Annotated in this window: 19 protein-coding genes; 9 read left to right on the forward strand and 10 right to left on the reverse strand. The window is 51.9% G+C overall.

Annotation, left to right across the window (positions count from 1 at the left end; genetic code table 11):
* Positions 1-2: 2 nt before the first annotated feature.
* The 7 genes from ACT3T7_RS10070 to sthA all read left to right on the forward strand — a co-directional run bounded on the left by ACT3T7_RS10070 (position 3) and on the right by sthA (position 6,648).
* Positions 3-1,226 (forward strand): NADH:ubiquinone reductase (Na(+)-transporting) subunit B, encoded by a 1,224-nt coding sequence (locus ACT3T7_RS10070; RefSeq protein ID WP_172118385.1) that lies wholly within the window; start codon positions 3-5, stop codon positions 1,224-1,226.
* Complete coding sequence (locus ACT3T7_RS10075) at positions 1,226-2,044, forward strand: Na(+)-translocating NADH-quinone reductase subunit C (protein WP_087107504.1); 819 nt, start codon at positions 1,226-1,228, stop codon at positions 2,042-2,044. Before ACT3T7_RS10070 ends, ACT3T7_RS10075 begins: the two co-directional genes overlap by 1 nt.
* 2 nt (positions 2,045-2,046) lie before the next feature.
* Positions 2,047-2,715, forward strand: a complete 669-nt coding sequence (locus ACT3T7_RS10080; RefSeq protein WP_087107502.1) for an NADH:ubiquinone reductase (Na(+)-transporting) subunit D — start codon at positions 2,047-2,049, stop codon at positions 2,713-2,715.
* Position 2,716: 1 nt separating this feature from the next.
* Positions 2,717-3,334, forward strand: a complete 618-nt coding sequence (gene nqrE, locus ACT3T7_RS10085; RefSeq protein ID WP_087107500.1) for an NADH:ubiquinone reductase (Na(+)-transporting) subunit E — start codon at positions 2,717-2,719, stop codon at positions 3,332-3,334.
* Between the two features lie 71 nt (positions 3,335-3,405).
* A complete protein-coding gene (gene nqrF / locus ACT3T7_RS10090) occupies positions 3,406-4,638 on the forward strand; it encodes an NADH:ubiquinone reductase (Na(+)-transporting) subunit F (protein ID WP_193053118.1) in 1,233 nt (410 codons plus the stop codon).
* A 267-nt stretch (positions 4,639-4,905) separates the two neighbouring features.
* Entirely contained in the window at positions 4,906-5,160 is a 255-nt protein-coding gene (gene nqrM, locus ACT3T7_RS10095; protein ID WP_087107496.1) for a (Na+)-NQR maturation NqrM, read from the forward strand.
* A 96-nt stretch (positions 5,161-5,256) separates the two neighbouring features.
* A complete protein-coding gene (sthA, locus tag ACT3T7_RS10100) occupies positions 5,257-6,648 on the forward strand; it encodes a Si-specific NAD(P)(+) transhydrogenase (protein ID WP_444630951.1) in 1,392 nt (463 codons plus the stop codon).
* Between the two features lie 91 nt (positions 6,649-6,739).
* Here sthA and ACT3T7_RS10105 read toward each other — a convergent pair whose 3' ends face one another.
* The 5 genes from ACT3T7_RS10105 to leuS form a co-directional block, all read right to left on the reverse strand.
* Positions 6,740-7,669 carry a PA2778 family cysteine peptidase gene (locus tag ACT3T7_RS10105; RefSeq protein WP_087107492.1) on the reverse strand — a complete coding sequence of 310 codons (930 nt, stop codon included), beginning with the start codon at positions 7,667-7,669 and terminating at the stop codon, positions 6,740-6,742.
* Positions 7,670-7,679: 10 nt separating this feature from the next.
* A complete protein-coding gene (locus tag ACT3T7_RS10110) occupies positions 7,680-8,084 on the reverse strand; it encodes a PA2779 family protein (RefSeq protein ID WP_087107490.1) in 405 nt (134 codons plus the stop codon).
* 103 nt (positions 8,085-8,187) lie between these two features.
* The gene (gene holA, locus ACT3T7_RS10115) at positions 8,188-9,255 is read right to left on the reverse strand and encodes a DNA polymerase III subunit delta (RefSeq protein WP_444630952.1); all 1,068 of its coding nucleotides are present in this window, start codon (positions 9,253-9,255) and stop codon (positions 8,188-8,190) included.
* Positions 9,252-9,746 (reverse strand): LPS-assembly lipoprotein LptE, encoded by a 495-nt coding sequence (locus ACT3T7_RS10120; RefSeq protein ID WP_441679450.1) that lies wholly within the window; start codon positions 9,744-9,746, stop codon positions 9,252-9,254. Before ACT3T7_RS10120 ends, holA begins: the two co-directional genes overlap by 4 nt.
* On the reverse strand, positions 9,743-12,328 hold the full coding sequence (gene leuS, locus ACT3T7_RS10125; protein ID WP_444630953.1) for a leucine--tRNA ligase: 2,586 nt from the start codon (positions 12,326-12,328) through the stop codon (positions 9,743-9,745). The genes ACT3T7_RS10120 and leuS overlap by 4 nt, the downstream gene beginning before the upstream one ends.
* Before the next feature lie 160 nt (positions 12,329-12,488).
* Here leuS and ACT3T7_RS10130 point away from each other — a divergent pair, with 160 nt between their 5' ends.
* Entirely contained in the window at positions 12,489-13,010 is a 522-nt protein-coding gene (locus tag ACT3T7_RS10130) for a zinc ribbon-containing protein (RefSeq protein ID WP_172118391.1), read from the forward strand.
* A 143-nt stretch (positions 13,011-13,153) separates the two neighbouring features.
* Here the strand turns inward: ACT3T7_RS10130 and ACT3T7_RS10135 are convergent, their stop codons facing one another.
* On the reverse strand, positions 13,154-14,470 hold the full coding sequence (locus ACT3T7_RS10135) for a hypothetical protein (RefSeq protein WP_193053113.1): 1,317 nt from the start codon (positions 14,468-14,470) through the stop codon (positions 13,154-13,156).
* A gap of 108 nt (positions 14,471-14,578) precedes the next feature.
* On the opposite strand from ACT3T7_RS10135, the gene ACT3T7_RS10140 reads away from it, so the two are divergent.
* Entirely contained in the window at positions 14,579-15,043 is a 465-nt protein-coding gene (locus ACT3T7_RS10140; protein ID WP_444630954.1) for a GNAT family N-acetyltransferase, read from the forward strand.
* On the opposite strand, the gene ACT3T7_RS10145 is transcribed toward ACT3T7_RS10140, so the two are convergent.
* The 4 genes from ACT3T7_RS10145 to pgaA are packed head-to-tail and all read right to left on the reverse strand — an operon-like array spanning position 15,027 to position 20,932.
* A complete protein-coding gene (locus ACT3T7_RS10145) occupies positions 15,027-15,311 on the reverse strand; it encodes a hypothetical protein (protein WP_444630955.1) in 285 nt (94 codons plus the stop codon). The genes ACT3T7_RS10140 and ACT3T7_RS10145 overlap by 17 nt on opposite strands.
* A complete protein-coding gene (pgaC, locus tag ACT3T7_RS10150) occupies positions 15,301-16,551 on the reverse strand; it encodes a poly-beta-1,6-N-acetyl-D-glucosamine synthase (RefSeq protein ID WP_444630956.1) in 1,251 nt (416 codons plus the stop codon). Before pgaC ends, ACT3T7_RS10145 begins: the two co-directional genes overlap by 11 nt.
* On the reverse strand, positions 16,548-18,509 hold the full coding sequence (pgaB, locus tag ACT3T7_RS10155; RefSeq protein WP_444630957.1) for a poly-beta-1,6-N-acetyl-D-glucosamine N-deacetylase PgaB: 1,962 nt from the start codon (positions 18,507-18,509) through the stop codon (positions 16,548-16,550). Before pgaB ends, pgaC begins: the two co-directional genes overlap by 4 nt.
* Positions 18,506-20,932 carry a poly-beta-1,6 N-acetyl-D-glucosamine export porin PgaA gene (gene pgaA, locus ACT3T7_RS10160; RefSeq protein WP_444630958.1) on the reverse strand — a complete coding sequence of 809 codons (2,427 nt, stop codon included), beginning with the start codon at positions 20,930-20,932 and terminating at the stop codon, positions 18,506-18,508. The genes pgaB and pgaA overlap by 4 nt, the downstream gene beginning before the upstream one ends.
* Positions 20,933-21,210: the final 278 nt, after the last annotated feature.

The following is a 21,210-nucleotide window of genomic DNA, read 5'->3' on the forward strand; positions in this document are numbered from 1 at the left end:
TAATGGGTATTCGACAAACACTCGATAATCTCGAGCCGCATTTCCATAAAGGCGGTAAGTACGAAAAGTTCTACCCGCTTTATGAAGCCGTAGATACGATTTTCTACTCCCCCCCAAGCGTTGCCAAAACAACGTCGTTCGTGCGCGATGGTATCGACCTGAAGCGCATTATGATCACCGTTTGGCTGTGTACTTTCCCGGCAATGTTCTTTGGTATGTGGAACGCGGGTTGGCAAGCCAACGTGGCTATTGATGCAGGCTATGCCTCCATGGGTGGCTGGCGTGAAGCGATCCTGATGACCTTGGCTGGCGGGCATGATGCGGGTAACTTGTGGTCCAACTTTGTTCTTGGCGCCACGTACTTCCTGCCTATCTACCTGGTCACTTTTGCCATTGGTGGTTTCTGGGAAGTACTGTTTGCCATCAAGCGTGGCCATGAAGTTAATGAAGGTTTCTTCGTTACTTCGGTGCTCTTTGCGCTGATTCTTCCGGCAACTATTCCGCTTTGGCAGGTAGCGCTGGGTATCACCTTTGGTGTCGTGATCGGTAAGGAAATTTTTGGCGGTACTGGCAAAAACTTCCTGAACCCGGCGCTTACTGGTCGTGCCTTCCTCTACTTCGCCTATCCTGCGCAAATTTCCGGCGACGCCATTTGGGTGCCCGCTGATGGTTATACGGGTGCAACGGTACTTTCGATGGCGTTCCAGGACGGCATGGGTGCAGTCACTAATGCGTTTAGCTGGTGGGATGCCTTTATTGGCTTTATTCCAGGCTCAGTAGGCGAGGTGTCGACGCTTGCGATCCTTGTCGGGGCATTGGTGCTGCTGTACACGCGTATTGCCTCGTGGCGAATAATGCTTGGCGTGTTCCTTGGGATGGTAGCCACCAGTACGTTGTTTAATCTGATTGGTTCCGATACCAACCCCATGTTTGCCATGCCGTGGTATTGGCACTTCGTGATAGGTGGGTTTGCATTCGGTATGGTCTTTATGGCTACTGACCCCGTCTCTGCTTCCATGACGACCCAGGGCCGTTTGATATTTGGTGTGCTAATTGGTGTACTGACGGTACTGATTCGCGTGGTTAACCCCGCCTTCCCCGAAGGCATCATGTTGGCAATTCTCTTTGCTAACCTGTTTGCACCATTGATTGACCACTTCTTCGTCCAGGCCAATATAAAACGCCGTATCAAGCGTACTGGCGTTCCGGCCGAGGAGACTGCCTAATGGCACAAGGTAATAACTCAATCAAGAAGGTCCTGATTGTAGCGTTTTCATTGTGTATCGTGTGTTCGGTGATTGTTTCGACGGCCGCCGTGGCGCTACGCCCTGCTCAACAGCTCAACCAGGAATTAGACCGTAAAACCAATATCCTTAACGTGGCGCGTTTATACGAGCCGGGTACGGATGTCGAGGAAGCGTTCCGGACCCAAATCACATCACGTGTGGTTGAACTTGAAACCGGTGAGTATACCGATGAGTTTGACCCTGAAACCTTTGATGGGTTTGAAGCAGCGCGTGACCCGGCAACCGGCCGCACGTTGTCCGGAGACCGTGACATTGCGGGGCTTTCTCGGGTTGAAAATTACGCGACGGTTTATCTGGTCGGTGATGCAGGCGACCCAGACCAAATCGTTTTGCCGATTCGTGGACAAGGCCTGTGGGGCCGGATGATGGGCTTTTTGTCGATCGAAGGTGACGGTAATACTATTATCAGTATTACCTACTATGACCACAGTGAAACGCCGGGCTTGGGCGGTGAAGTGAACAACCCACGTTGGCAGGCTCAGTGGGAAGGTAAAGAGATTTACGATGAAGAGGGCGACCTCTCACCGGCCATCCGCCTGAGCAAAAGCGCTAGTGGTGAAAATGAAGTAGACGCGTTATCCGGTGCAACGCTCACCAGTAATGGTGTGACCAACATGCTGCAGTTTTGGTTGAGCGAAGAAGGTTTCGGTCCATACCTTGCGAAATTCCGCAGTGGTACTGAGCTGGAAGACGCCGATAACACCGATACCGACTTCGAAGACGGTGAGGGGGCTTAATCATGGCGGACGTAAATGCAAAAAGCGTTTTAATAGCGCCTATTTTTCAGAACAACCCCATTGCACTTCAGATATTGGGGATCTGTTCTGCGCTGGCAGTAACGACCAGCATGAGCGTGTCGTTGGTAATGGCGTTAGCTGTTATTTTCGTCACATCGCTCTCAAGCTTTTTCGTATCACTGATTCGGAATCATATTCCTTCTTCGATCCGTATTATTGTGCAGATGACGATTATTGCTTCATTGGTAATCGTGGTTGACCAGATCCTCAAAGCCTATGCTTATGAAATGTCCAAGCAGCTGTCGGTATTTGTGGGTCTGATCATTACCAACTGCATTGTAATGGGTCGTGCGGAAGGCTTTGCCATGTCCAACACCCCCGGCATGTCTTTCCTGGACGGTATCGGGAATGGCTTGGGCTATGGGTTCGTGTTGCTGGTGGTTGGCTTCTTCCGTGAACTATTGGGTGCAGGTAGTGTGTTCGGTTTTACTATCCTGCCTACCGTTCAAGATGGTGGCTGGTATGTGCCTAACGGTCTGCTGCTGTTGCCTCCGTCCGCCTTCTTTATTATCGGCCTGATGATTTGGGTTATGCGCTCAATCGATCCAGGGCAGGTAGAAGAGACGGAGTTCAAGATGAAGGAAAACTCCAAGCCACAGGAGGCTGTGTAAAATGGAACACTATTTAAGCCTTTTCGTCGCTTCGGTTTTTGTTGAAAACCTGGCCTTGGCATTCTTTCTGGGGATGTGTACTTTTCTCGCGGTCTCCAAGAAGGTTTCCTCCGCGTTTGGCCTGGGCATCGCGGTTATTGTCGTCCTGACTATTTCAGTGCCTGTTAATAACCTGGTATTCAACCTTCTACTTGCGCAAGGTGCACTTTCCTGGACCGGTATTAGCGGTGCTGAGAATATTGACCTCTCATTCCTTGGGTTATTGAGCTATATCGGCGTCATTGCAGCACTAGTGCAAATTCTTGAAATGTTCTTGGATAAGTACGTGCCTGCACTGTACAACGCGCTTGGCGTATTCCTGCCGCTTATTACCGTCAACTGTGCCATCTTGGGTGGCGTGCTGTTCATGGTTGAGCGTAACTACAACTTCGGTGAATCCCTCGTTTATGGTTTTGGATCCGGTGTTGGTTGGGCGTTGGCTATTACGGCCTTGGCAGGTATCCGTGAAAGGCTGAAATACAGCGATGTGCCTGGTGGCTTGCAAGGGCTGGGTATTACTTTCATCACCGTAGGTCTGATGTCGTTGGGCTTTATGTCCTTCTCGGGCATTCAGCTCTAAACGGAGCCGGTTTTTCCCGGCGGCGTTCTGCGCTGCCGGGTTACAGGAAACCTCAGCAATAGGAAACCGACATGGTTGATACATCTGTCATCTTGCTCGGTGTTGTCATGTTCACGATCATCGTTATTAGCTTAACGGCGATCATTCTGGCAGCGCGCAGCAAGCTTGTGAGTAGCGGGGACGTGACGATTGAAGTTAATCACGACCCTGAGCACACCTTGACGACTCAGGCCGGTGGTAAGCTTTTAAACACCTTGGCGGCAAATGGTATTTTCCTCTCCTCGGCATGTGGTGGCGGTGGTTCTTGCGCCCAATGTAAATGCCGTGTGGAAGAGGGTGGTGGTTCCATTCTGCCGACTGAAGAGTCGCATTTCACCATGCGTGAAAAGAAAGAGGGCTGGCGGCTCTCTTGCCAGGTGCCCGTTAAGCAAGACATGAAGATCGAAGTACCTGAGGAAGTGTTCGGCGTTAAAAAGTGGGAAACCGAAGTTATCGCTAACCCTAACGTCGCGACCTTCATCAAGGAGCTGAACCTAAAACTGCCTGAAGGCGAAGAAGTTGCCTTCCGCGCGGGTGGTTATGTTCAGCTGGTTGCACCGCCTTACGATATTAAATTCTCCGATTTTGATATCGAGGAAGAGTATCGCGGCGATTGGGACAAGTTTGGAATTTTCAAGGTTGCCCATAAGAGCAATGAGGAAGTGATTCGCGCCTACTCTATGGCGAACTACCCGGAAGAGAAGGGTATCCTCAAGTTCAACATTCGTATTGCTACACCGCCCCCAGGCAGCAGTCATCCGCCGGGCCTAATGTCTACCTACGTCTTCAACTTGAAACCTGGTGACAAGGTGACCGTAATGGGTCCGTTTGGTGAGTTCTTCGCCAAGGATACCGACGCCGAAATGATCTTTATCGGTGGTGGTGCGGGTATGGCGCCGATGCGTAGCCATATCTTCGATCAGCTTAAGCGTCTTAAGTCTAAGCGTAAAATGTCTTTCTGGTACGGTGCACGCTCTTGGCGTGAAACCTTCTACAACGAAGAGTACGATCAGTTGGCAGAAGAGTTCCCGAATTTTGAATGGCATCTGGCGCTTTCTGATCCGCAGCCTGAAGATAATTGGGAAGGGCCGACGGGCTTTATCCATAATGTACTGTATGAAAACTATCTGAAGGACCATCCGGCGCCTGAAGATTGTGAATACTACATGTGTGGGCCGCCCATGATGAATGCTTCCGTGATTAAGCTGCTGCTTGATCTGGGGGTTGAGCCTGAAAATATCATGCTGGATGACTTCGGCGGGTAAGCGCTCAGGTAATCGAAAGTAGCCTTCGGGCACATTTGGGGCTGGCCGTAAGGTTGGCCCCATTTGTTTTGAATAGACTCAAGCCTACGCTACCTTCGCTAATAGGCGCTGAGCGGTGAATAAGTGCTTGGCAGTTATAAGTACATGGCAGCTAATAAGTATGTGTCAGCTAAGGTACAATTAAGGTATAGCGAGTATCTGGAAGGCACTAATTGCCTAAGCTGTTGTCGGTAGGTGGTGCATCCATAGCAATGCAGGGAGGTTAACATGGCGATTTGGCTACTGGTATTTGGCTTTATGGCGTTGATAATGTGCGCAATGGCGGTTGGCGTTTTAATGGGTCGTAAGCCTATCGCAGGTTCATGTGGCGGTTTAAACCAGATTGGTATGAAAGACGGCTGCGATATTTGTGGCGGTAAAGATGACGTATGTGAAGAGGAGAACCGCAAGCGAGGAAATGTGCGTCGCCGCAGTGATGAAAGCCGCGGAGCGGACTTGGGCTACGACGCTACACGGCGCTAGCACAATCCGTAACCGTATCGGAAAGAGAAAGAGTGCAGGGCGCAGCCGAGAGATCAGCTGCGCCTTATTATTGGGGAACGAGGAGACGCAGAGAGTATGGCGGTTCACAATTACGATGTCGTGGTTATTGGTACAGGCCCTGCAGGTGAAAGCGCGGCTATTAACGCCGCCAAGCACGGTAAGCGTGTAGCGATTATCGAAAAGCAGGCACAGGTAGGCGGTAACTGTACCCATTGGGGCACTATTCCCTCCAAAGCGTTGCGCCACCAGGTTAAGCAAATCATGGCGTTTAACACCAACCGAATGTTTCGCGATATTGGTGAGCCGCGCTGGTTTTCTTTCCCTAAAGTGATGGAGCGTTCGCGCGGCACGATTGATAAACAGGTAGAAATGCGTACTACCTTTTATGCCCGCAATCGAATCGACTTGTTTCATGGTATTGCGCGCTTTAAAGATGCGCATACCGTGGTTGTGCGCGACCAGCATGAAGGAATGGAAGAGCTGGTCGCCAAAAAAATTGTGATTGCTACCGGCTCACGGCCCTATCGGCCCTCGGACATCAACTTCCGCCACCCACGTATCTACTGCTCTGACACTATTCTAAGCCTTTCTCATACACCGCGTACGTTAGTGATTTTTGGTGCAGGCGTTATCGGCTGTGAATATGCGTCAATTTTCTCAGGATTAGGCCTCAAGGTAGATCTCATCAACAACCGTGACAGCTTGCTTTCATTTCTTGATGATGAAATCAGTGATGCGCTCTCTTACCACCTGCGTAAACATGGCGTATTGATCCGTCATAACGAGGAATACGCGAGTGTAGAAGGTGATGAGTCTGGCGTTGTCGTGCATCTTAAGTCGGGCAAGAAGATCCGCGCTGATGCGTTCTTATGGGCCAATGGTCGCACGGGCAATACCGATAGCCTGGGGCTTGAGAATATTGGATTAGAAGCCAATGGGCGCGGCCAGCTCAGCGTTGATGAACACTACCGTACGACAATTCCGCATATTTATGCCGCCGGTGACGTGATCGGTTGGCCAAGCCTTGCCAGTGCTGCGTATGACCAAGGGCTAAACCTTTGCAACGAGCTGCTCGATAAAGAGTATCGCTTCGTCAACGATGTACCCACCGGCATTTACACTATTCCCGAAATTAGTTCGTTTGGCCCTAACGAGCGCGAGTTGACTGAAGCCAAAGTGCCCTATGAAGTCGGAAAAGCGTTCTTTAAAGATACCGCGCGCGCGCAAATAACCGGCGATGTCGTGGGTATGCTGAAGATTCTCTTCCATCAGGATACGTTGGAAATCCTGGGGATCCACTGTTTTGGTGACCAGGCCTCCGAGATTCTACATATCGGCCAGGCCATTATGCAGCAGCCGGGCGAAGCCAATACGCTTAAGTACTTTGTGAACACAACCTTTAACTATCCAACGATGGCAGAAGCGTACCGAGTGGCAGCACAAAATGGTTTGAACAGAGTGTTTTAACGCGCTTTGGGTAGCGTAAAGCGCAGGTGTAGTGTCATACATCGCTGTGTAAAAGGGGCCACCAGAAAATTGCGTGGCCCTTTTTGTATACTTAATATTCGCCCAGTAACTGCTGCGCGCGTGCCTGCCAACTGCCGTCTATTGATGCTGCCTGCATCAAGGCGTTGCGTGCTTCGTCGGGCTTATCCTGTTGCAGCAGCAAAATCCCCAGGTTGAGCCAAGCGGCCCCCATGTGTGCATCGTGCTGGGTCGCTGCATCAAAGGCTGTCATCGCTTCCTTGGGCCGGCTGTCGGCATACAGCGCGTTGCCCAGCGCAAACTGCGCCAGTGGGTCAGTTGGGTAGCGGTTAACCAGGGCTTGCCAACTGCTTAGAGCTTCTTTGGGGCCGTGAGCTTCTTCGTAAGCGCTAATAGCCTCCAGTGCATTGCGGGCACTAATGTCTTCCGGCAGAGTGCCGGGGTTGGCCACAATAAATCCCCAGCGACCACTGCGCGCCCAGGTCGCATCAAAGCGGCTAAACGACAACGTATGTCGCTCACGTTCACCACTGCGCAGGATGAGCGTTTCATCAGGCAAATCAAATCCGATAGCCACCGCGTAGTGCCACATGGGATAAATAGGCAGTGACAGGTTCTGCATCACCACGACTGGGTCGCCGTTAGCCAAATGATTTAACAGTGCATCCATGGTACCGCGAATGGGGTAGGCAAGCTGTTGGTGGCGGCGAACGGTGGACAGCATTTCAGGTTGAACGCTACCGTCACGCCCTGGCAAGAATACTTGCGGAATCAGCTGGTCAACGCCCACCTCAACGCCTTGGTAGTTCAACACCATGGCAAGCGTTGCCGGGCCACACTGGTACTCGCTTTGGGCAAAAAACGGCACGGCACGATTTTCTACCTGAGGGGTCAAGGCTTCGTAGGTGCTGTCGAGTAAAATGGGGCTGCGGGCACAGGCAGAAAGCAGTAGGGCGAGCATAAAAACGCCCGCAAAGCGGGCGTAGGGTAACAATGTTTTCATAGTGACTGGCTTAGCGGGTAAACGGATAAACGTCGGTTAAACCGAGAATATCAGTAATCAGCAAAATGATGAAAACGGCAAACAGGGCACCGATAACACCGCCGCCTGCACCGGCAGGCAACTGATCAAGCTGCTGAGCCATTTGCTGTGCTTCGGCATCGCTCAGAGCGGCAACGCGGGCGTCTACCTCATCAAGATCCACACCCTGCTTTAGCAGTTGGTCCTGTACATCGGCACGGGCCAGAATTTCGTTTATCCGCTCACGGTCAGCGCCGACACGATCACCTGCTAAAACAGACTGAGTTGAAACTAAATCCATGGATTGGGGGGCGGCAGGCGCAGCAGCGACGGGCAGGCTGGTGATCACTAGCGCCGCGATCAAGAGGGTAGAGAGGTAAGCGCGCAATGTTTTCATCGTCTTCTTCCTTAGAGACTGGTCAGGGGTGTCGAGCATTGTGCTGCTCTAATCACTAGTATAGGAATAAAGAGGACAGGCTTTAAGTCTATTGTCCAATATGCTAATTATTTGCACTAATGCGATAGGTCCAGGCTGTTTCAGCAAGAATACCTTTTCCGCCTGCCATGGTCATCGCCAAGTCATGAAGGCCTGGCCATAAGGGCACGTTAGCGGCCCCTTTAACGGCTAAGTCCAGCCGTTGGGCCATCAAAAGTAGCTTGTGCAAACGCTTCATGGGAAGACGCTTTATGGCCTTTTGATAAGCGGGGCGGCGCTTGTCAAAAATCATTGGCTTTTGGGTTTTGCAGGCGTGCTCAAAACTTTGGCCTTGATCCAGGTGCTGATGCAAAGAGAGTAGCGTGCGCAACTCGCGGCTTAATGCCCATAGCACGATGGGCGCTTCGACCCCTTCGCTGCGCAGCCCCTGCACTATACGTGAGGCGCGGCTAACCTCACCTTTCAAGCAGGCATCCGCCAGGTTGAACACATCAAAGCGCGAGCTATCCTCTACGCCCTGGGCGATGCTCTCAATGTTTAAGCGGGTACCTTGCGGATGAATCAGCGAGAGTTTTTGAAGCTCCTGATCGGCGGCCAGCAGGTTACCCTCAGTGCGCTCACCCAGTAGGCGCGCAGCCTCAAGGTCGATCTGCAAGCCATGCATTGATGCTCGATCACGTAACCAGTAGCCCAGGCGAGTATTATCTACGGGCCATACGGGGACAAACAGGCCGTGCTTATCAAGGGCTTTAAACCAGGCACTTTTCTGCTGTTTGCCATCCAGCTTACCCATACTGAGTAGCAGCAGGTCGTCGCTGTTTGCGATGGTTTCAGCGTACTGCGCTAGTGCTTTGCTGCCTTCCTGGCCCAGTTTGTGGGTGCCCAGGCGAACTTCCATCAACTTGCTGGTTGCAAATAATGAAAGGTTGCTGGCGGCCTCCAGTAAGCGGCCCCAGGCAAAGTTGGCATCTACGTCCAGTACTTCGCGCTCTTCAATACCGGCTTGGCGTGCGGCGGCACGTACTGCATCACAGGCATCGCGGTGCTGGAGCGGCTCATCGCCCGCTACGATGACGACCTTAGGCAGCGCTTTACTTAAGGCACCCGGCAATTGGTCGGCAAAAACCTTCACTCAACACCCTTAATGTTAACCAAGCGCTCCACAATACGTTGTGCTAGCTCCCGGGCAAGCGATCGCTCTGCTTCGTTGAACAAGGTTTCACGATTGAGCAAATCATCATCGTTAACACGTATGGTTCTGCTGACAGATACGTTACTGCCGTTAAGCGCATAGGCATTGGTCTGGCGCTGTTGCACCGAGAGCGTTGTGCTCAGCACCAGCTCGTGTTCACGGCTGGCGCGACTATCGCTACCAATACGTCGCTCCAATAAGGAAGGAGTGCCTAACGTGACGCGCCAAGGCGCGTCAGGTCTAATCTCGGTTCCTAACTGTGTCAGGCGTGCACGTAGTTGCTGGGCCGTGGTGCTATTAATGTCTCCTTCCAGCGTCAGTGCGGGCAGGCTGGGCATAGCGCTATGGCCGCGCAGATGAAAGCCACAACCGCTGAGTAGCACCGCCGCTGAAGCGGCGATGCTGGTTGTCAAAAATGTGCGTCGATTCATCCGCTTACCACAATGTTTACCAGCTTGCCTGGCACGACGATCACTTTACGGACCGTTTTGTCTTCCAGGTGGCGCTGGACGTTTTCGTTTTCCATCGCTAGTTTCTCGATGGCTGCTTTATCTGCACTAGCCGGTGCTTCCAGGCGTGCACGCAACTTACCGTTTACTTGCACGACAAGTTCAATGCTATCGCGAGTAAGCGCTGCTTCATCAAGCACTGGCCACTGCACTTCAATAGCGGGTTCTGCATGCCCCAGGTTCTGCCACAACTGATGGCACACGTGCGGAGTGATTGGGGAAAGCAGCAAGATACATGCTTCCAGCGTTTCACGGCTTACCGCTAAACCAAGCTCAGAGGTGTCATCAAACTTGCCAAGCGCGTTGGAAAGCTCCATGACTGCCGCGATAGCGGTATTAAAGGTGGTGCGGCGGCCAATATCGTCGCTGGCTTTCTTGATGGTTTCATGCGTTTTCCGACGCAGTGCTTTTTGGTCATCATTAAGCGCATCAACCTTCAGCTCACCCGGTGTGCCGGCTTCAAGATGCTCGCTCACCTGGCGCCAAATGCGCTTGATGAAGCGGTGCGCACCTTCAACACCTGAGTCAGACCATTCCAGCGACTGCTCGGGCGGGGCCGCAAACATCATGAACAAGCGGACAGTATCAGCACCGAACTTGTCGATCATCGACTGCGGATCAACGCCGTTATTTTTCGACTTGGACATTTTTTCGATGCCGCCCATCTCAACCGGCTGGCCATCACTTATCAGGATAGCGCTTAGCGGACGGCCTTTCTCATCACGCTGAACGTCGACATCGTCCGGGTTGAACCACTGTTTACCGCCGTTATCGGTATGGCGATAGTAGGTTTCCGCGATGACCATGCCTTGGGTAAGCAACTGCTGGAAGGGCTCATCAGAATCCACCAGGCCAAAGTCGCGCATCAGCTTATGGAAGAAACGTGCGTATAGCAGGTGCAAAATGGCGTGCTCGATACCGCCGATATAAAGATCAACCGGTAACCAGTAGTTGGCGCGATCATCCAGCATGGCGTCATGGTTATCGGCGCAGCAGAAGCGCGCAAAGTACCAAGAGGATTCCATAAAGGTGTCAAACGTATCGGTTTCACGTACCCAGCCATCGCCCAGGTCGGAAAACTCAGGCATTTTCTTGAGCGGTGAGCCGGAGGCGTCAACCGTCACTTCCATGGGCAGTGATACCGGGAGCTCTTCATCGGTCAGCGGAACGGTCTGGCCTTCCGGGCCGTATTTAACCGGAATCGGCGCCCCCCAATACCGCTGGCGGGCAACCCCCCAATCGCGCAGGCGATAGTTGGTTTTAACCTCGCCACGGCCCATTTCGGCAAGTTTTGCGGCAATCGCGTCAAAGGCCTGCTCAAACGCCAAGCCATCGAACTCACCGGAGTTGATCAGCGCGCCATGCTCAATATACGCGGCTTCGGAAAGGTCGGGCGTATTGCCGTTTTCATCGGCAATAACAGGTTTAATATCGACACCGTACTTGGTGGCGAACTCCCAGTCGCGCTGGTCGTGGGCAGGTACTGCCATGACAGCGCCGGTGCCGAACTCCATAAGTACAAAGTTGGCCACAAACACCGGGACTTTAGCGCCGCTAAGCGGGTGAATGGCGACATGACCGGTGGCCATGCCAAGTTTCTCTTTAGTGGCCATTTCAGCTTCTGAGGTGCCGCCTTTGGCGCACTCTTCACAGAAGGCTGCCAGCTCTGTGTTTTGTTCTGCCGCCTGTTTGGCAAGTGGGTGGCCAGCGGCTACCGCGACGTAGGTAACCCCTGACAGCGTATCCGGGCGAGTGGTGTAAACGGCTAGTGGTTCAGCCGCGCTACCGTCTGCCGCTTCGATATCAAACGTCAGCTCAACACCACGCGATTTACCAATCCAGTTGCGCTGCATGGTTTTGACCTGCTCAGGCCATTCTACTTTGTCCAGGTCGGTCAAAAGCTCATCGGCGTAGTCGGTGATCTTCAAGAACCACAGCGGAATTTCCTTACGCTCAACCAGCGCACCTGAGCGCCAGCCGCGGCCGTCAATGACCTGCTCATTGGCAAGTACGGTCTGGTCAACCGGGTCCCAGTTCACTGTGGACATCTTCTTGTAAACCAGGCCTTTCTCGACCAATTTGGTAAAGAACCACTGCTCCCAGCGATAGTAGCTGGTATCGCAGGTGGCGAATTCGCGGCTCCAGTCGTAGGCAAAGCCTAGCGCCTTCAACTGGTTGCGCATGTAATCAATGTTTTGATACGTCCATTCCGCAGGCGGTACCTGGTTTTGGATCGCTGCGTTTTCCGCAGGCATGCCAAACGCGTCCCAGCCCATGGGCTGCATCACATTTTTACCCTGCATGCGCTGGAAACGTGAAACGACGTCACCGATAGTATAGTTACGCACATGGCCCATATGCAGCTTGCCGCTGGGGTAGGGGAACATGGATAGGCAGTAAAACTTCTCGCGGTTCGCGTCTTCTACTGCTTTGAAGCACTGATGTTTGTCCCAGTACTGCTGGGCGTCACGTTCAATTTCACGAGGGCTATAGTGTGCGTCCATCGGTTTTTTTAATGCCTTGGCGTATTCGCCCAATAGGGCGCAAAGTGAATGGTAGATGACGACTGTCAGATAAGTAGTGTCGATTGTATCCTATGAAGGGGTATCCTTGAACGGCAAGCTGATGATAGGAAACACCTGCGTCGACAAAAGGAGAGGCATCATGAGTGAACAACACAATGACCACCGCTTGCGCGAAGGCTATGAGCGCTTGCTGGAGCGCATGCAGCATGGCGCAAATGACTTAACCTGGGACAACCTGCAAAAGGATTTAGACGACGCAGTCGCTTTTGAAGCGGAGCTTGAAGAGTACACGAAAGATGAGCTGGCCCTGCTGCGTGCTTGGGTTGAGCGCGACTTAAAAGATATGCGCCACTACCTGGCAGATACCGGGATGCAGGTCGCTACCTGGTTGGGTGTCGATATCAGTGGGCTTTCACGTCGCGTTGCGGAGTCACTACTTTCCATCGCAGATCGAAGCATTGTAGAGCGTGAGCGCTTTGATGACGATCTTGAGGCGGCTCGGGCAGATTACTGCGAAGGTGAAATGGCAGCACCTGGCTTGATGGCCTGTGTCCATTGTGATGCCCAGGTAATGCTGCCCCATGTGGCGCGCCTTGAGCCTTGCCATCAATGTGGTCATCGCTACTTTTATCGGTTTCCCAGTAAGATTATCGAAACCTGAGCATCTCTCTAACCGCTGACAAACGGTGTGGGCAGGGGGCGTCAGTAGCTCAATCTAGTCAGTTGGGTGGTCAGAGCAGGGGCTCGCCGAAGGGGGCTGCCCCTGTTGTGTTGGTAATTCCGTGTGATGCAGCAGGCGGTGAGCTACGTCACCAGATAGCTCATCGCCGTGATTGAGGCTAGCGAAAGTAGACTCATCACCGCTGCATAAAGAAGATTGTTCTTCATCATGTGGTAACCGTTGATCCCGTAGCGGCCCTGAAGGCTTAGGTTAATCCCTGATAAAGGCCCGACGCTGGTGCCTACGGCCCATGAACATAAACAGACAAACGCAAACAGAGTGTGCTCTCCACCGTGCAAACTTACGATAGAGGCCAGCACCGATACCCCAATAATTGGGTGGAGCCCCACCAGCGCACTCAGCACAATGCTGAGAAAACTGATCATGCCTTGTTGCGCGCCAAAGGTTTCGAATAGCGTCCAATCGTTGCCCGCTACGGCAGCCACAAGCGCTGAAAGCCCCAGCGTAAAAAGCCCAGCCGCTAAAAACAGTGAAACTTCTCCTCGCATGGCCGGGAGCCGTGTGGTGGTGTGTTGGCGAACACGCCACAACGTATAGCCGATGCCTTCGCGCAGGTTATAGATCAAGGCAACGGCCGGGATCAAAAAAGTAATAATGCCAACGATTGAGAGCCTGGGCGTTAGCCAGAAATGAAACACCATGACCAGCAAGGCCATGATCACGGGCATTAGCAGGCTACGCGGTGCCAGAGAAAAGCCATACACCTCACGTAAATCAAATCGACGGCCAAGTTCAAGCGTCGTTAGCAACCCGGAAATCATTGCTAATGGGAATCCAAAGAGTGCCACGTAGGAGTACTGCATCTGCGGTGCGAGTGCGATCACTATTCCCATGGAAGCAAAAAACGGTGACCATAGCGCGGCACTTGAAAGCCCTCGATTCAATGCCAGGTACTGTGGAATCGTTAAAGGAGCCGTTCGTGCCAATCGGTCACCGACCATAATAACGGTTGATATATTCAAAATCGTGCCCAGAAAATGCACGCCAAGCCAGGTACGTAATACGCCGCCACTGCCCGTTAAGCGTTTGCCTGGCGCTTTTTTTCGCCCTTGCTGTTTACCTACCAGGGAAATAAAGCTGACGCCTACCAGCATGGCCACTACAAAGGCATTGCCCTGCAGCATAGCGGGCCAATCTACGTGGTTATGGTAATAAAAACGCGCCACCAGCAGCATTAATATGCCCAAAACCATCAACACGCCGGCCTGAAAACGTGAGCGCTTGGGAATGTCCTTCCACAGCAATATCACGGCGAGCCACAACACATAGCTCACTGCGTGCGCCGTGTTTATCAGACCGGTAAACCCAAGAATCTGTGCGATCAACCCAAGCAGAATCAGCACACCCGCCAAGCGCTGCCGAAAAGTCGTTTCTTGCATGCTAAACCCTTAAAGTGAATTAGCAGGCTAATAGGGTTGGCACTGAAAGGCTAGTCGCAGCCGATATGCTTCAATAAATCGATGAGGTTTTTAATGAAAATAAGGTCAATGAATATCGCTGATTTGGATGAAGCTGCAAACGTTCATTCACTGGCATTCCCTCGCCAAACGCATTCGTATGAATGGTTGAAATGCAGTCTCAGTGCCTCTCCTCGATTTCTTTGCTTTGTCGTAGAGGAGGATTGTAGCGTTATTGGATATATTGTTTGGATGCAAAAGAGCGGCTTCCGTCCTGAGGCGGTTCTGGAGTTAGAGCAATTGGCAGTATTGCCAAATCGTCAAGGTAAAGGGGTTGGGAAACAATTAATCGAAAATTCACTCCCTTTGGTTAAAGAGCAGCTGGCAAAACAGGGTTCCACGTTAAAGCACGTGTTGGTCACCACTAGAGCGGATAACGTTGCTCAACGGTTATATAGATCCACATTAGGTGCTGAGATTGAAGCCACTATTAGTAATTTATATTCATCGGACGAAGTGTTGATGATTGCGCGTAACGTTAATGGTGTTTCGTAATGCGGGTATACAGGTATTGGTTGTAAACTGCCCAGCAATGAAAGGCCAGAAAGGTAACGACAAAACCCATGGCGACTACTTTGATCATAAGGGAGCCATAAAGTTGTTCCAGAATGGCCTCTTCAATAACAAAGAAGGTGTATAACCTGGCCAGTACGAGTAGCCATAAAATAAGTGTGGCAGCCGTAATAAGGAGGTCGCGGATACGGTAGCCCCAGCCTCGTTGGGAGGGGTTATCAATAATGATAGGCACGAGTTTATTGTTCATGGAAGGGCTCTCCTCGGTCTGGGCTGGTCCAGGTCGCAAGCCTTCCTTGTTGGCGCATGATGGCTTTGGGGAAGGCAATAACAACGGTCGCCATATTGATCATCCAATAGGCAAATGGGTACCAAATACTCCAATAAACGCAGCGGAATATCTGTTTGTCGTAGCGACTGTCGATATAAAAACTGACGGTAAATTGGATAAAACTAATCGCGATAAGAAGGCTGCCAAAATATGAGAATGTCTGTGTTGTGATCGGCCAAGCCGTGGGCTGAACCGCCAGGGAAATAAGCCAGGCGATAAGTAAAGCGATCACCGAGTAGCACCAGACCACGCTGACGATATATTCCAGCATCAATGGCCAGAAGCGCCGATTCCTCCAGCGCATGGTTTGAGAGAAATAGCGCAAAACGACTTCGCCACCACCCTGGGACCAGCGCAGCCGCTGCTTAAAAAGCCCGCGCAGCGTTTCAGGCATCAGCACCCAGCACATGGCGCGTGGCTCGTAGCGGACATGGCCGCCTACCAGCTGCAAACGCCAGCTAATGTCGATATCTTCGGTAATCATATCGGTGTTCCAGCCGCCGACTTTCTCCAGAGCCGTGCGTCTAAATGCGCAGATAACACCGGATATGGTAAACACCATGCCGTAGATACGCTGGGCTCGTTTGATAAGACCGATAATCGCGGAAAATTCGCCGGTTTGTATTTTGCCAATAGCCGTTGAACGGGTTCTCACGCGAGGGTTGCCGGTGACGCCGCTTACTTTAGGGCTGCTTATAAAATGCTCCATCATGTAGCTAATAGCGTCGTAATCAAGAATGGCATCTCCATCAATGCCAACAATGATCTCGCCCGTTGCCTCACCCAACCCATGATTCATCGCGCTAGCTTTACCCTGGTTGGGTTGGTGCAGCACTTTTAACCCAGGATACTCAACCGCGAGCGCTTCAAGCCGACCACCGGTGTTGTCATTGCTGCCATCATTAATGGCAACCACTTCTATGTGCGGATAGTTTTGCTTGAAAAGGTGATGAACGGTTTCATCGACATTAGCGCTTTCGTTATAACAGGGCAGCAACACCGTGACTGAAGGCGCGTTTGCATCCCATTCAAACGTATCGGGCCAAGGCTGCTTACGCTCCCAATGCACATAAAAGTAGATGCCTCCACAAATCCAGATGGTTGCCATTAGGCTCGGGTAACCAAGCGTGAACATGGCTAAGTAGTCGAGTATGTTCATGGGAGAGCCCTAAAGCGACGTCCAATGGAGAAGGCGGGCTTAATAACACTGATTTCAGGATGGCTTTGAATAAAATCGTCTGGATAGTAACCGATATGTTTGATGCCTTCTTCGCGCAGCAAATGTATCCATTCAGCGATTTCTGCGCTGGGGATGGGGGTTTGGGTGCGCCAATCCTGAGTCTGTAATTCAAAGACCAACTGATTGGCGTTAACCTGAGAAAGCGAGCATTGCGCCAGCGCCCGCAGCCATTCGTTAGGGTTGTCTGCTTCTTCCATATAGGGCATGGCCATGACGGCAACAAAGTCGTAGCTCTCTGCGAAATTTTGGATATCCTGGGAGAACCACTGCTGGCTTTCTGGGTTCATTATCGTGCCTGCATAAAGGTTGCGCGCCGTTGTGAATACTTTGTTGTCGGCTTGGCGATAGTAGTCAGCGGCTTGTGTCAGTTCGTTAGTAAAATGTGTCAAGAACTGGGTCTTGTGCCGCGTCCATCGATCCATCAGGTTGTCATCGTTTTTAATCGCGGTCACATCAGCAGGCAGAGAAACCTGTGCATAGGCGGACAGTGCTTCGGGGTTGTTATCTTCAAAATCAGTGAGAAAAGCATCATCGTGGAAGATCAGGCCATCGAATTTCGTCAGCCGTCCGAGGTCTTGATAAATTTCACGGATAATACGACGGTTATTTTCTACATAGGGAGAGAGTCGGCGGTATTGGCCGGGGTTCTCGGCACTCGTTCTAACATCGGTGACATAGCGGTGTCCGTCACCAAGATCAAATGAGAGAACGGGCATCCAGGCATAGACTTTTACCTCAGCACGTTTTTTAAGCTGCCAGGCGACTCGGTTGAAAAGATCGGCTCTTACCGGTAAATGACGATTAGGGAAGTAGAGTTCATCGGCGACGCCGTTGCCATCTGGGTCTGCAAATGCTTGTAAATAAACAGTGCTAATTCCGTAGTTAAAAATTCGTTCAATCAGCCTGTCGAGGTTTCGTTCTTGCTGCACGGGGTCTTCATCAAAAACGTAATCCAAATCAACGTGGACGATACGGAGTTCTTCGGGCTGCCATACGTGATCAGACAGTATTTCATCAATAGTTTGAAGGCCGGTTTCCTGGTCAATGAGGTAGCGGTTAATAGTACGCATGGTGTCGTTGAGTTGATTGGGCGCACTTAACAAGCTAAAGGTGTACGTCATCCCGTATTCGCCAGCGATATCCAGCGTTGCTTGGCTATAGGCACCGTAAGGCCACACCATTATGCGAGGAGAGCGGCCCAAGTGCGTTTGAAACTGCTGCCGGGTTCGCGCCATGTCGTCGTGAATTCTTTGCAGATAGGTGGCTTCACTTTCGTAGCCGGTTTGGGGGTCCCAGATGCTGGTGACAGAGGCGGCCTGCTCGTTACCCATCGGGTTGCCCTTAACGCCATAGTGTAGGCGGTAGGTATGCGAGGCAATTTCGACCAAGGGCGATTCATCAAGCGTTCGGACCTGCTCCCAGGTTAAGAAGCGCTCGCGAGGCAAGGTCGTATTGCCATAGGGAACTTGCCCGCCAGTGGGAACATCCAGCCAACTTCCCACCACCGCTTGAATAGCCGGAAAGTTATAGAGTTTGAGTAGCGGAAAAACGATGTCATAAAAGCTGCGATACCCATCATCAAAGGTAAGCAGTACGGCCTTTTCGGGGAGCGGAGGCCCACCAGCCTTGGCGTCGATAATTTGCTGAAGGCTAACGGGATGGTAGCCGCCTGTTGCCAGCAGGTTAAAGTGCTCAATTAAACGGCTTTGGGTAATGGTTTGTGAGTAGATGGGTAAATCGGGGGTAACCGCCGTATCTACAATGTCATGATAGCTGATAACCACGTAATCACCGGGCACCCGGGCTGCGTGGGCACTTTGAAGGCTTAGCATGGCCAGCAAGGCAGCGCTAATTACAAAAACACGCCAATGTTTCATAAGAACCTCCATATAAAGCTGGCCTCAATGCGGTTGTCATATTCAGGGGTACCGTCGTAAACGGATCTTTCTCTGAAAATGCCATATTCAATATTGAACGTGGGTGCTAATTGCCACTGATGCTCGTAACCCAGCGACCAGGTGTTTTCGCTGCCATTGTCTTCTTGCCAGTAGCGTCCGGAGCCCAGCGATAGGGTCTGGATAAACGACTGTCGATAATCGAGGGGGAGTTCATAATTTAGTGATAAAACACCACCGAGGTTGGCGTCTCGACGTGGGTTGAAGTAGCTGGCCTCAACCTCATCGTTGCGTGACGTGGCGGTATACACTTCACCGTTAATTTGCCAGCGATCAAGGTGATAGAGTGTTTGGTTCCAGTAGCCATAGACAGATTGGCGCAGATTGTTGTCTTCAAAGTCGGTCAGCATCAGGCCGATGGCGCCTGCACCGCGCTCATCATGGCGATAGGCGATCTCTCCGCGATATCGGTCGGCATTAATGCCGTCACGCAACGCCCGTAAAGGAGTATCTGGCGTGTTAAGTTCGATACCCAGCGTGGTGCTTAGGTGGTCTGAAGCGGCGTAGCGCAGCTCCACCGAGGCCATAAAGTTATTGTTAAGTTGGGCACCGTGCCCGGCGGCAAATTTTATGGTCGCTGGGTGCAGGTTCCACTCATAACCCGCTATGTCGTAGGCTGCGTAAAGGTTTGTGTCATCAAATTTCCCATACTGACCGATGCGTTGTGCAAATGCGCGGGAGCCGTTTGTATTACGTGGTCCTTCAAAAAGCACGTCATAGCGCCATTCCCGCGAGGCTTGGGTGCCGCTACCTTGCCCCTCGCTACGCGTTACCGAGCTAGTCAGCTGTGGTGCACGTAGCTCACGCAACGTTCGTGCTAGCTCATCCCGGGTTGCGCTGGGCTTGGCTTCGGCGATCTCTTGCGCGACGGCCGTTGTAGTGCCTTTCCATTGGCCGCGTTCCAGGTTGGCCAGCAGCATCCCATGGCGGGCTGCGTCTTGCTGATCTGGGGAGAGTAGTTCTGTCGCGCGTAGGTAAGATACTTCCGCTTTTCGTTGCCAGCCTCGGTCTCGTTCAAGGTCACCTTTAACCTGCCAAAGATAAGGGTCGCCAGGTGCCTGGTCTTGATAGTTGGCCAAGCGTTCGCTGGCCAAGCCAGCTTGACCACGCCAGGCAGTGAGCAATACGTCAAGTAGCAGGACTTTTTGATAGTTTGGGTTATTGATACGCGTGGTCTGAGTGAAATCCCAGCGCTGTTCGGGTTCGCTCGCACGCCAGGAAGCCAACAGTCGATCAGCATCACGAAAACGCTGAGCGTCGGTATAGCTATAAAAGAGCCCTTCGTTAAGCGGGTCATCAGGATCAGTGCCACGCTGAGGGGTTTGTTGTATCAGGCTTTCGTAAAGCACAATGGCTTCATCAGGGCGGCCCAGGCCATTCAAGGCGTACGCTTTGGCCCGGCTCACGTAACTTGGCAACGGGCCATGCTGATGTTGGAGCCTAACGGCGAGGACCTCCGCTTCGGAAAAGTGCCTTAGCTGGGCAAGTGCGACGACTTTGTCATATTCGGCAAGCTTGGCTAATTCCTGGGGGACCGCTGGCGAATCCAGTACCTGGTTTAGCTGGGCCAGGCCACTGCGCGTTCTGGGTGGCTGATCCGTCTGAATGCCCAAGCGTATATCAGTAACTGCTTCGTAGTAGATAAGCCAAAGGCGATCACTTTCAGAGAAAACCGTTGGGTTGTCCTGCATGATGTTACGGGCGGCGGAGCTGGCGCCTAAACCCACTGCCAAGCGGTAGAGTGCCTGTAACTCGCTGGTATTGGCGGGGTCTTGCTCTACCAGTGCTTGCCGAACCTGTAGCTCTTGAACGGCATTCATTGTTTTTGCGGCCAAATAGCCTTTGGCTTCCAGGCCGGCGGTCGTCGTGCCTGCCACTTGGCTATATTGCTGTAAGGCGATATCGGCCAAGGTATAATTAGCCGTGTCGGTGTGAACTAACGCTTGCCCAAGCCAACCTTCTGCATAGGTAGGGCTGCGATAGGTAAGCGATTGAAATAGCGAGAGCGCTTTAGGGTAATCACCTGCACTACGCGCTGCACTGCCCAGATTGGCAAGTTCAGAGTCGCTGTAATCCTGGGGTCGACACGCTGAGCAAACTGCCAGCGCTTCTTCATACCTTGTTGCACGTACCAGCAGGGCTATCAAATCCTCACGAACACGACTGTTTTGTGTTCGATAATAAAGAGATTGTAAGCCATCAATTGACGGCCCCGGTGCTCCCTGGCGTGCCTCTATCACCAGGGCTTCCCGCTGTGCGTTTATAGTGGTTTGCCCATACACCGTATCTACGCTTAAACAAGCGAATAAGCAAATGGGTAATAAGGCGCGAGGATGACCGTGCATAGTGTTATTCCTACACTGAGGCGTAGTAGCAAACGCTATTGCTAAGAAAAACGTGTATATTCAGTGTATAGGAGTATCTAATAGGTTGAACCAGGATAAAGGTTGATATTGAAGCCGGTAATAATAGGTCGTAATGCCGAACGTCTAAGTAGTATTGGTGAGTGTTGAAGTATTATTTTTTTTAATTACTTTCCTTCATGTAGGATTAAAGTGTTGAGTGTTTCTCGAATTACTTTCTAGAAAATTGAATTTAAAAGGTAAGGTTTAAGAGAGTAGTT

The organism is Halomonas sp. 111, assembly GCF_052379685.1.
GTDB lineage: Bacteria > Pseudomonadota > Gammaproteobacteria > Pseudomonadales > Halomonadaceae > Vreelandella > Vreelandella citrativorans.

Coding starts and splice junctions, on each gene's coding strand:
- ACT3T7_RS10070 (WP_172118385.1), top strand. CDS start 3: ATGGGTATTCGACAAACACTCGATAATCTCGAGCCGCATTTCCATAAA.
- ACT3T7_RS10075 (WP_087107504.1), top strand. CDS start 1,226: ATGGCACAAGGTAATAACTCAATCAAGAAGGTCCTGATTGTAGCGTTT.
- ACT3T7_RS10080 (WP_087107502.1), top strand. CDS start 2,047: ATGGCGGACGTAAATGCAAAAAGCGTTTTAATAGCGCCTATTTTTCAG.
- nqrE (WP_087107500.1), top strand. CDS start 2,717: ATGGAACACTATTTAAGCCTTTTCGTCGCTTCGGTTTTTGTTGAAAAC.
- nqrF (WP_193053118.1), top strand. CDS start 3,406: ATGGTTGATACATCTGTCATCTTGCTCGGTGTTGTCATGTTCACGATC.
- nqrM (WP_087107496.1), top strand. CDS start 4,906: ATGGCGATTTGGCTACTGGTATTTGGCTTTATGGCGTTGATAATGTGC.
- sthA (WP_444630951.1), top strand. CDS start 5,257: ATGGCGGTTCACAATTACGATGTCGTGGTTATTGGTACAGGCCCTGCA.
- ACT3T7_RS10105 (WP_087107492.1), bottom strand. CDS start 7,669: ATGAAAACATTGTTACCCTACGCCCGCTTTGCGGGCGTTTTTATGCTC.
- ACT3T7_RS10110 (WP_087107490.1), bottom strand. CDS start 8,084: ATGAAAACATTGCGCGCTTACCTCTCTACCCTCTTGATCGCGGCGCTA.
- ACT3T7_RS10120 (WP_441679450.1), bottom strand. CDS start 9,746: ATGAATCGACGCACATTTTTGACAACCAGCATCGCCGCTTCAGCGGCG.
- leuS (WP_444630953.1), bottom strand. CDS start 12,328: ATGGACGCACACTATAGCCCTCGTGAAATTGAACGTGACGCCCAGCAG.
- ACT3T7_RS10130 (WP_172118391.1), top strand. CDS start 12,489: ATGAGTGAACAACACAATGACCACCGCTTGCGCGAAGGCTATGAGCGC.
- ACT3T7_RS10135 (WP_193053113.1), bottom strand. CDS start 14,470: ATGCAAGAAACGACTTTTCGGCAGCGCTTGGCGGGTGTGCTGATTCTG.
- ACT3T7_RS10140 (WP_444630954.1), top strand. CDS start 14,579: ATGAATATCGCTGATTTGGATGAAGCTGCAAACGTTCATTCACTGGCA.
- ACT3T7_RS10145 (WP_444630955.1), bottom strand. CDS start 15,311: ATGAACAATAAACTCGTGCCTATCATTATTGATAACCCCTCCCAACGA.
- pgaC (WP_444630956.1), bottom strand. CDS start 16,551: ATGAACATACTCGACTACTTAGCCATGTTCACGCTTGGTTACCCGAGC.
- pgaB (WP_444630957.1), bottom strand. CDS start 18,509: ATGAAACATTGGCGTGTTTTTGTAATTAGCGCTGCCTTGCTGGCCATG.
- pgaA (WP_444630958.1), bottom strand. CDS start 20,932: ATGCACGGTCATCCTCGCGCCTTATTACCCATTTGCTTATTCGCTTGT.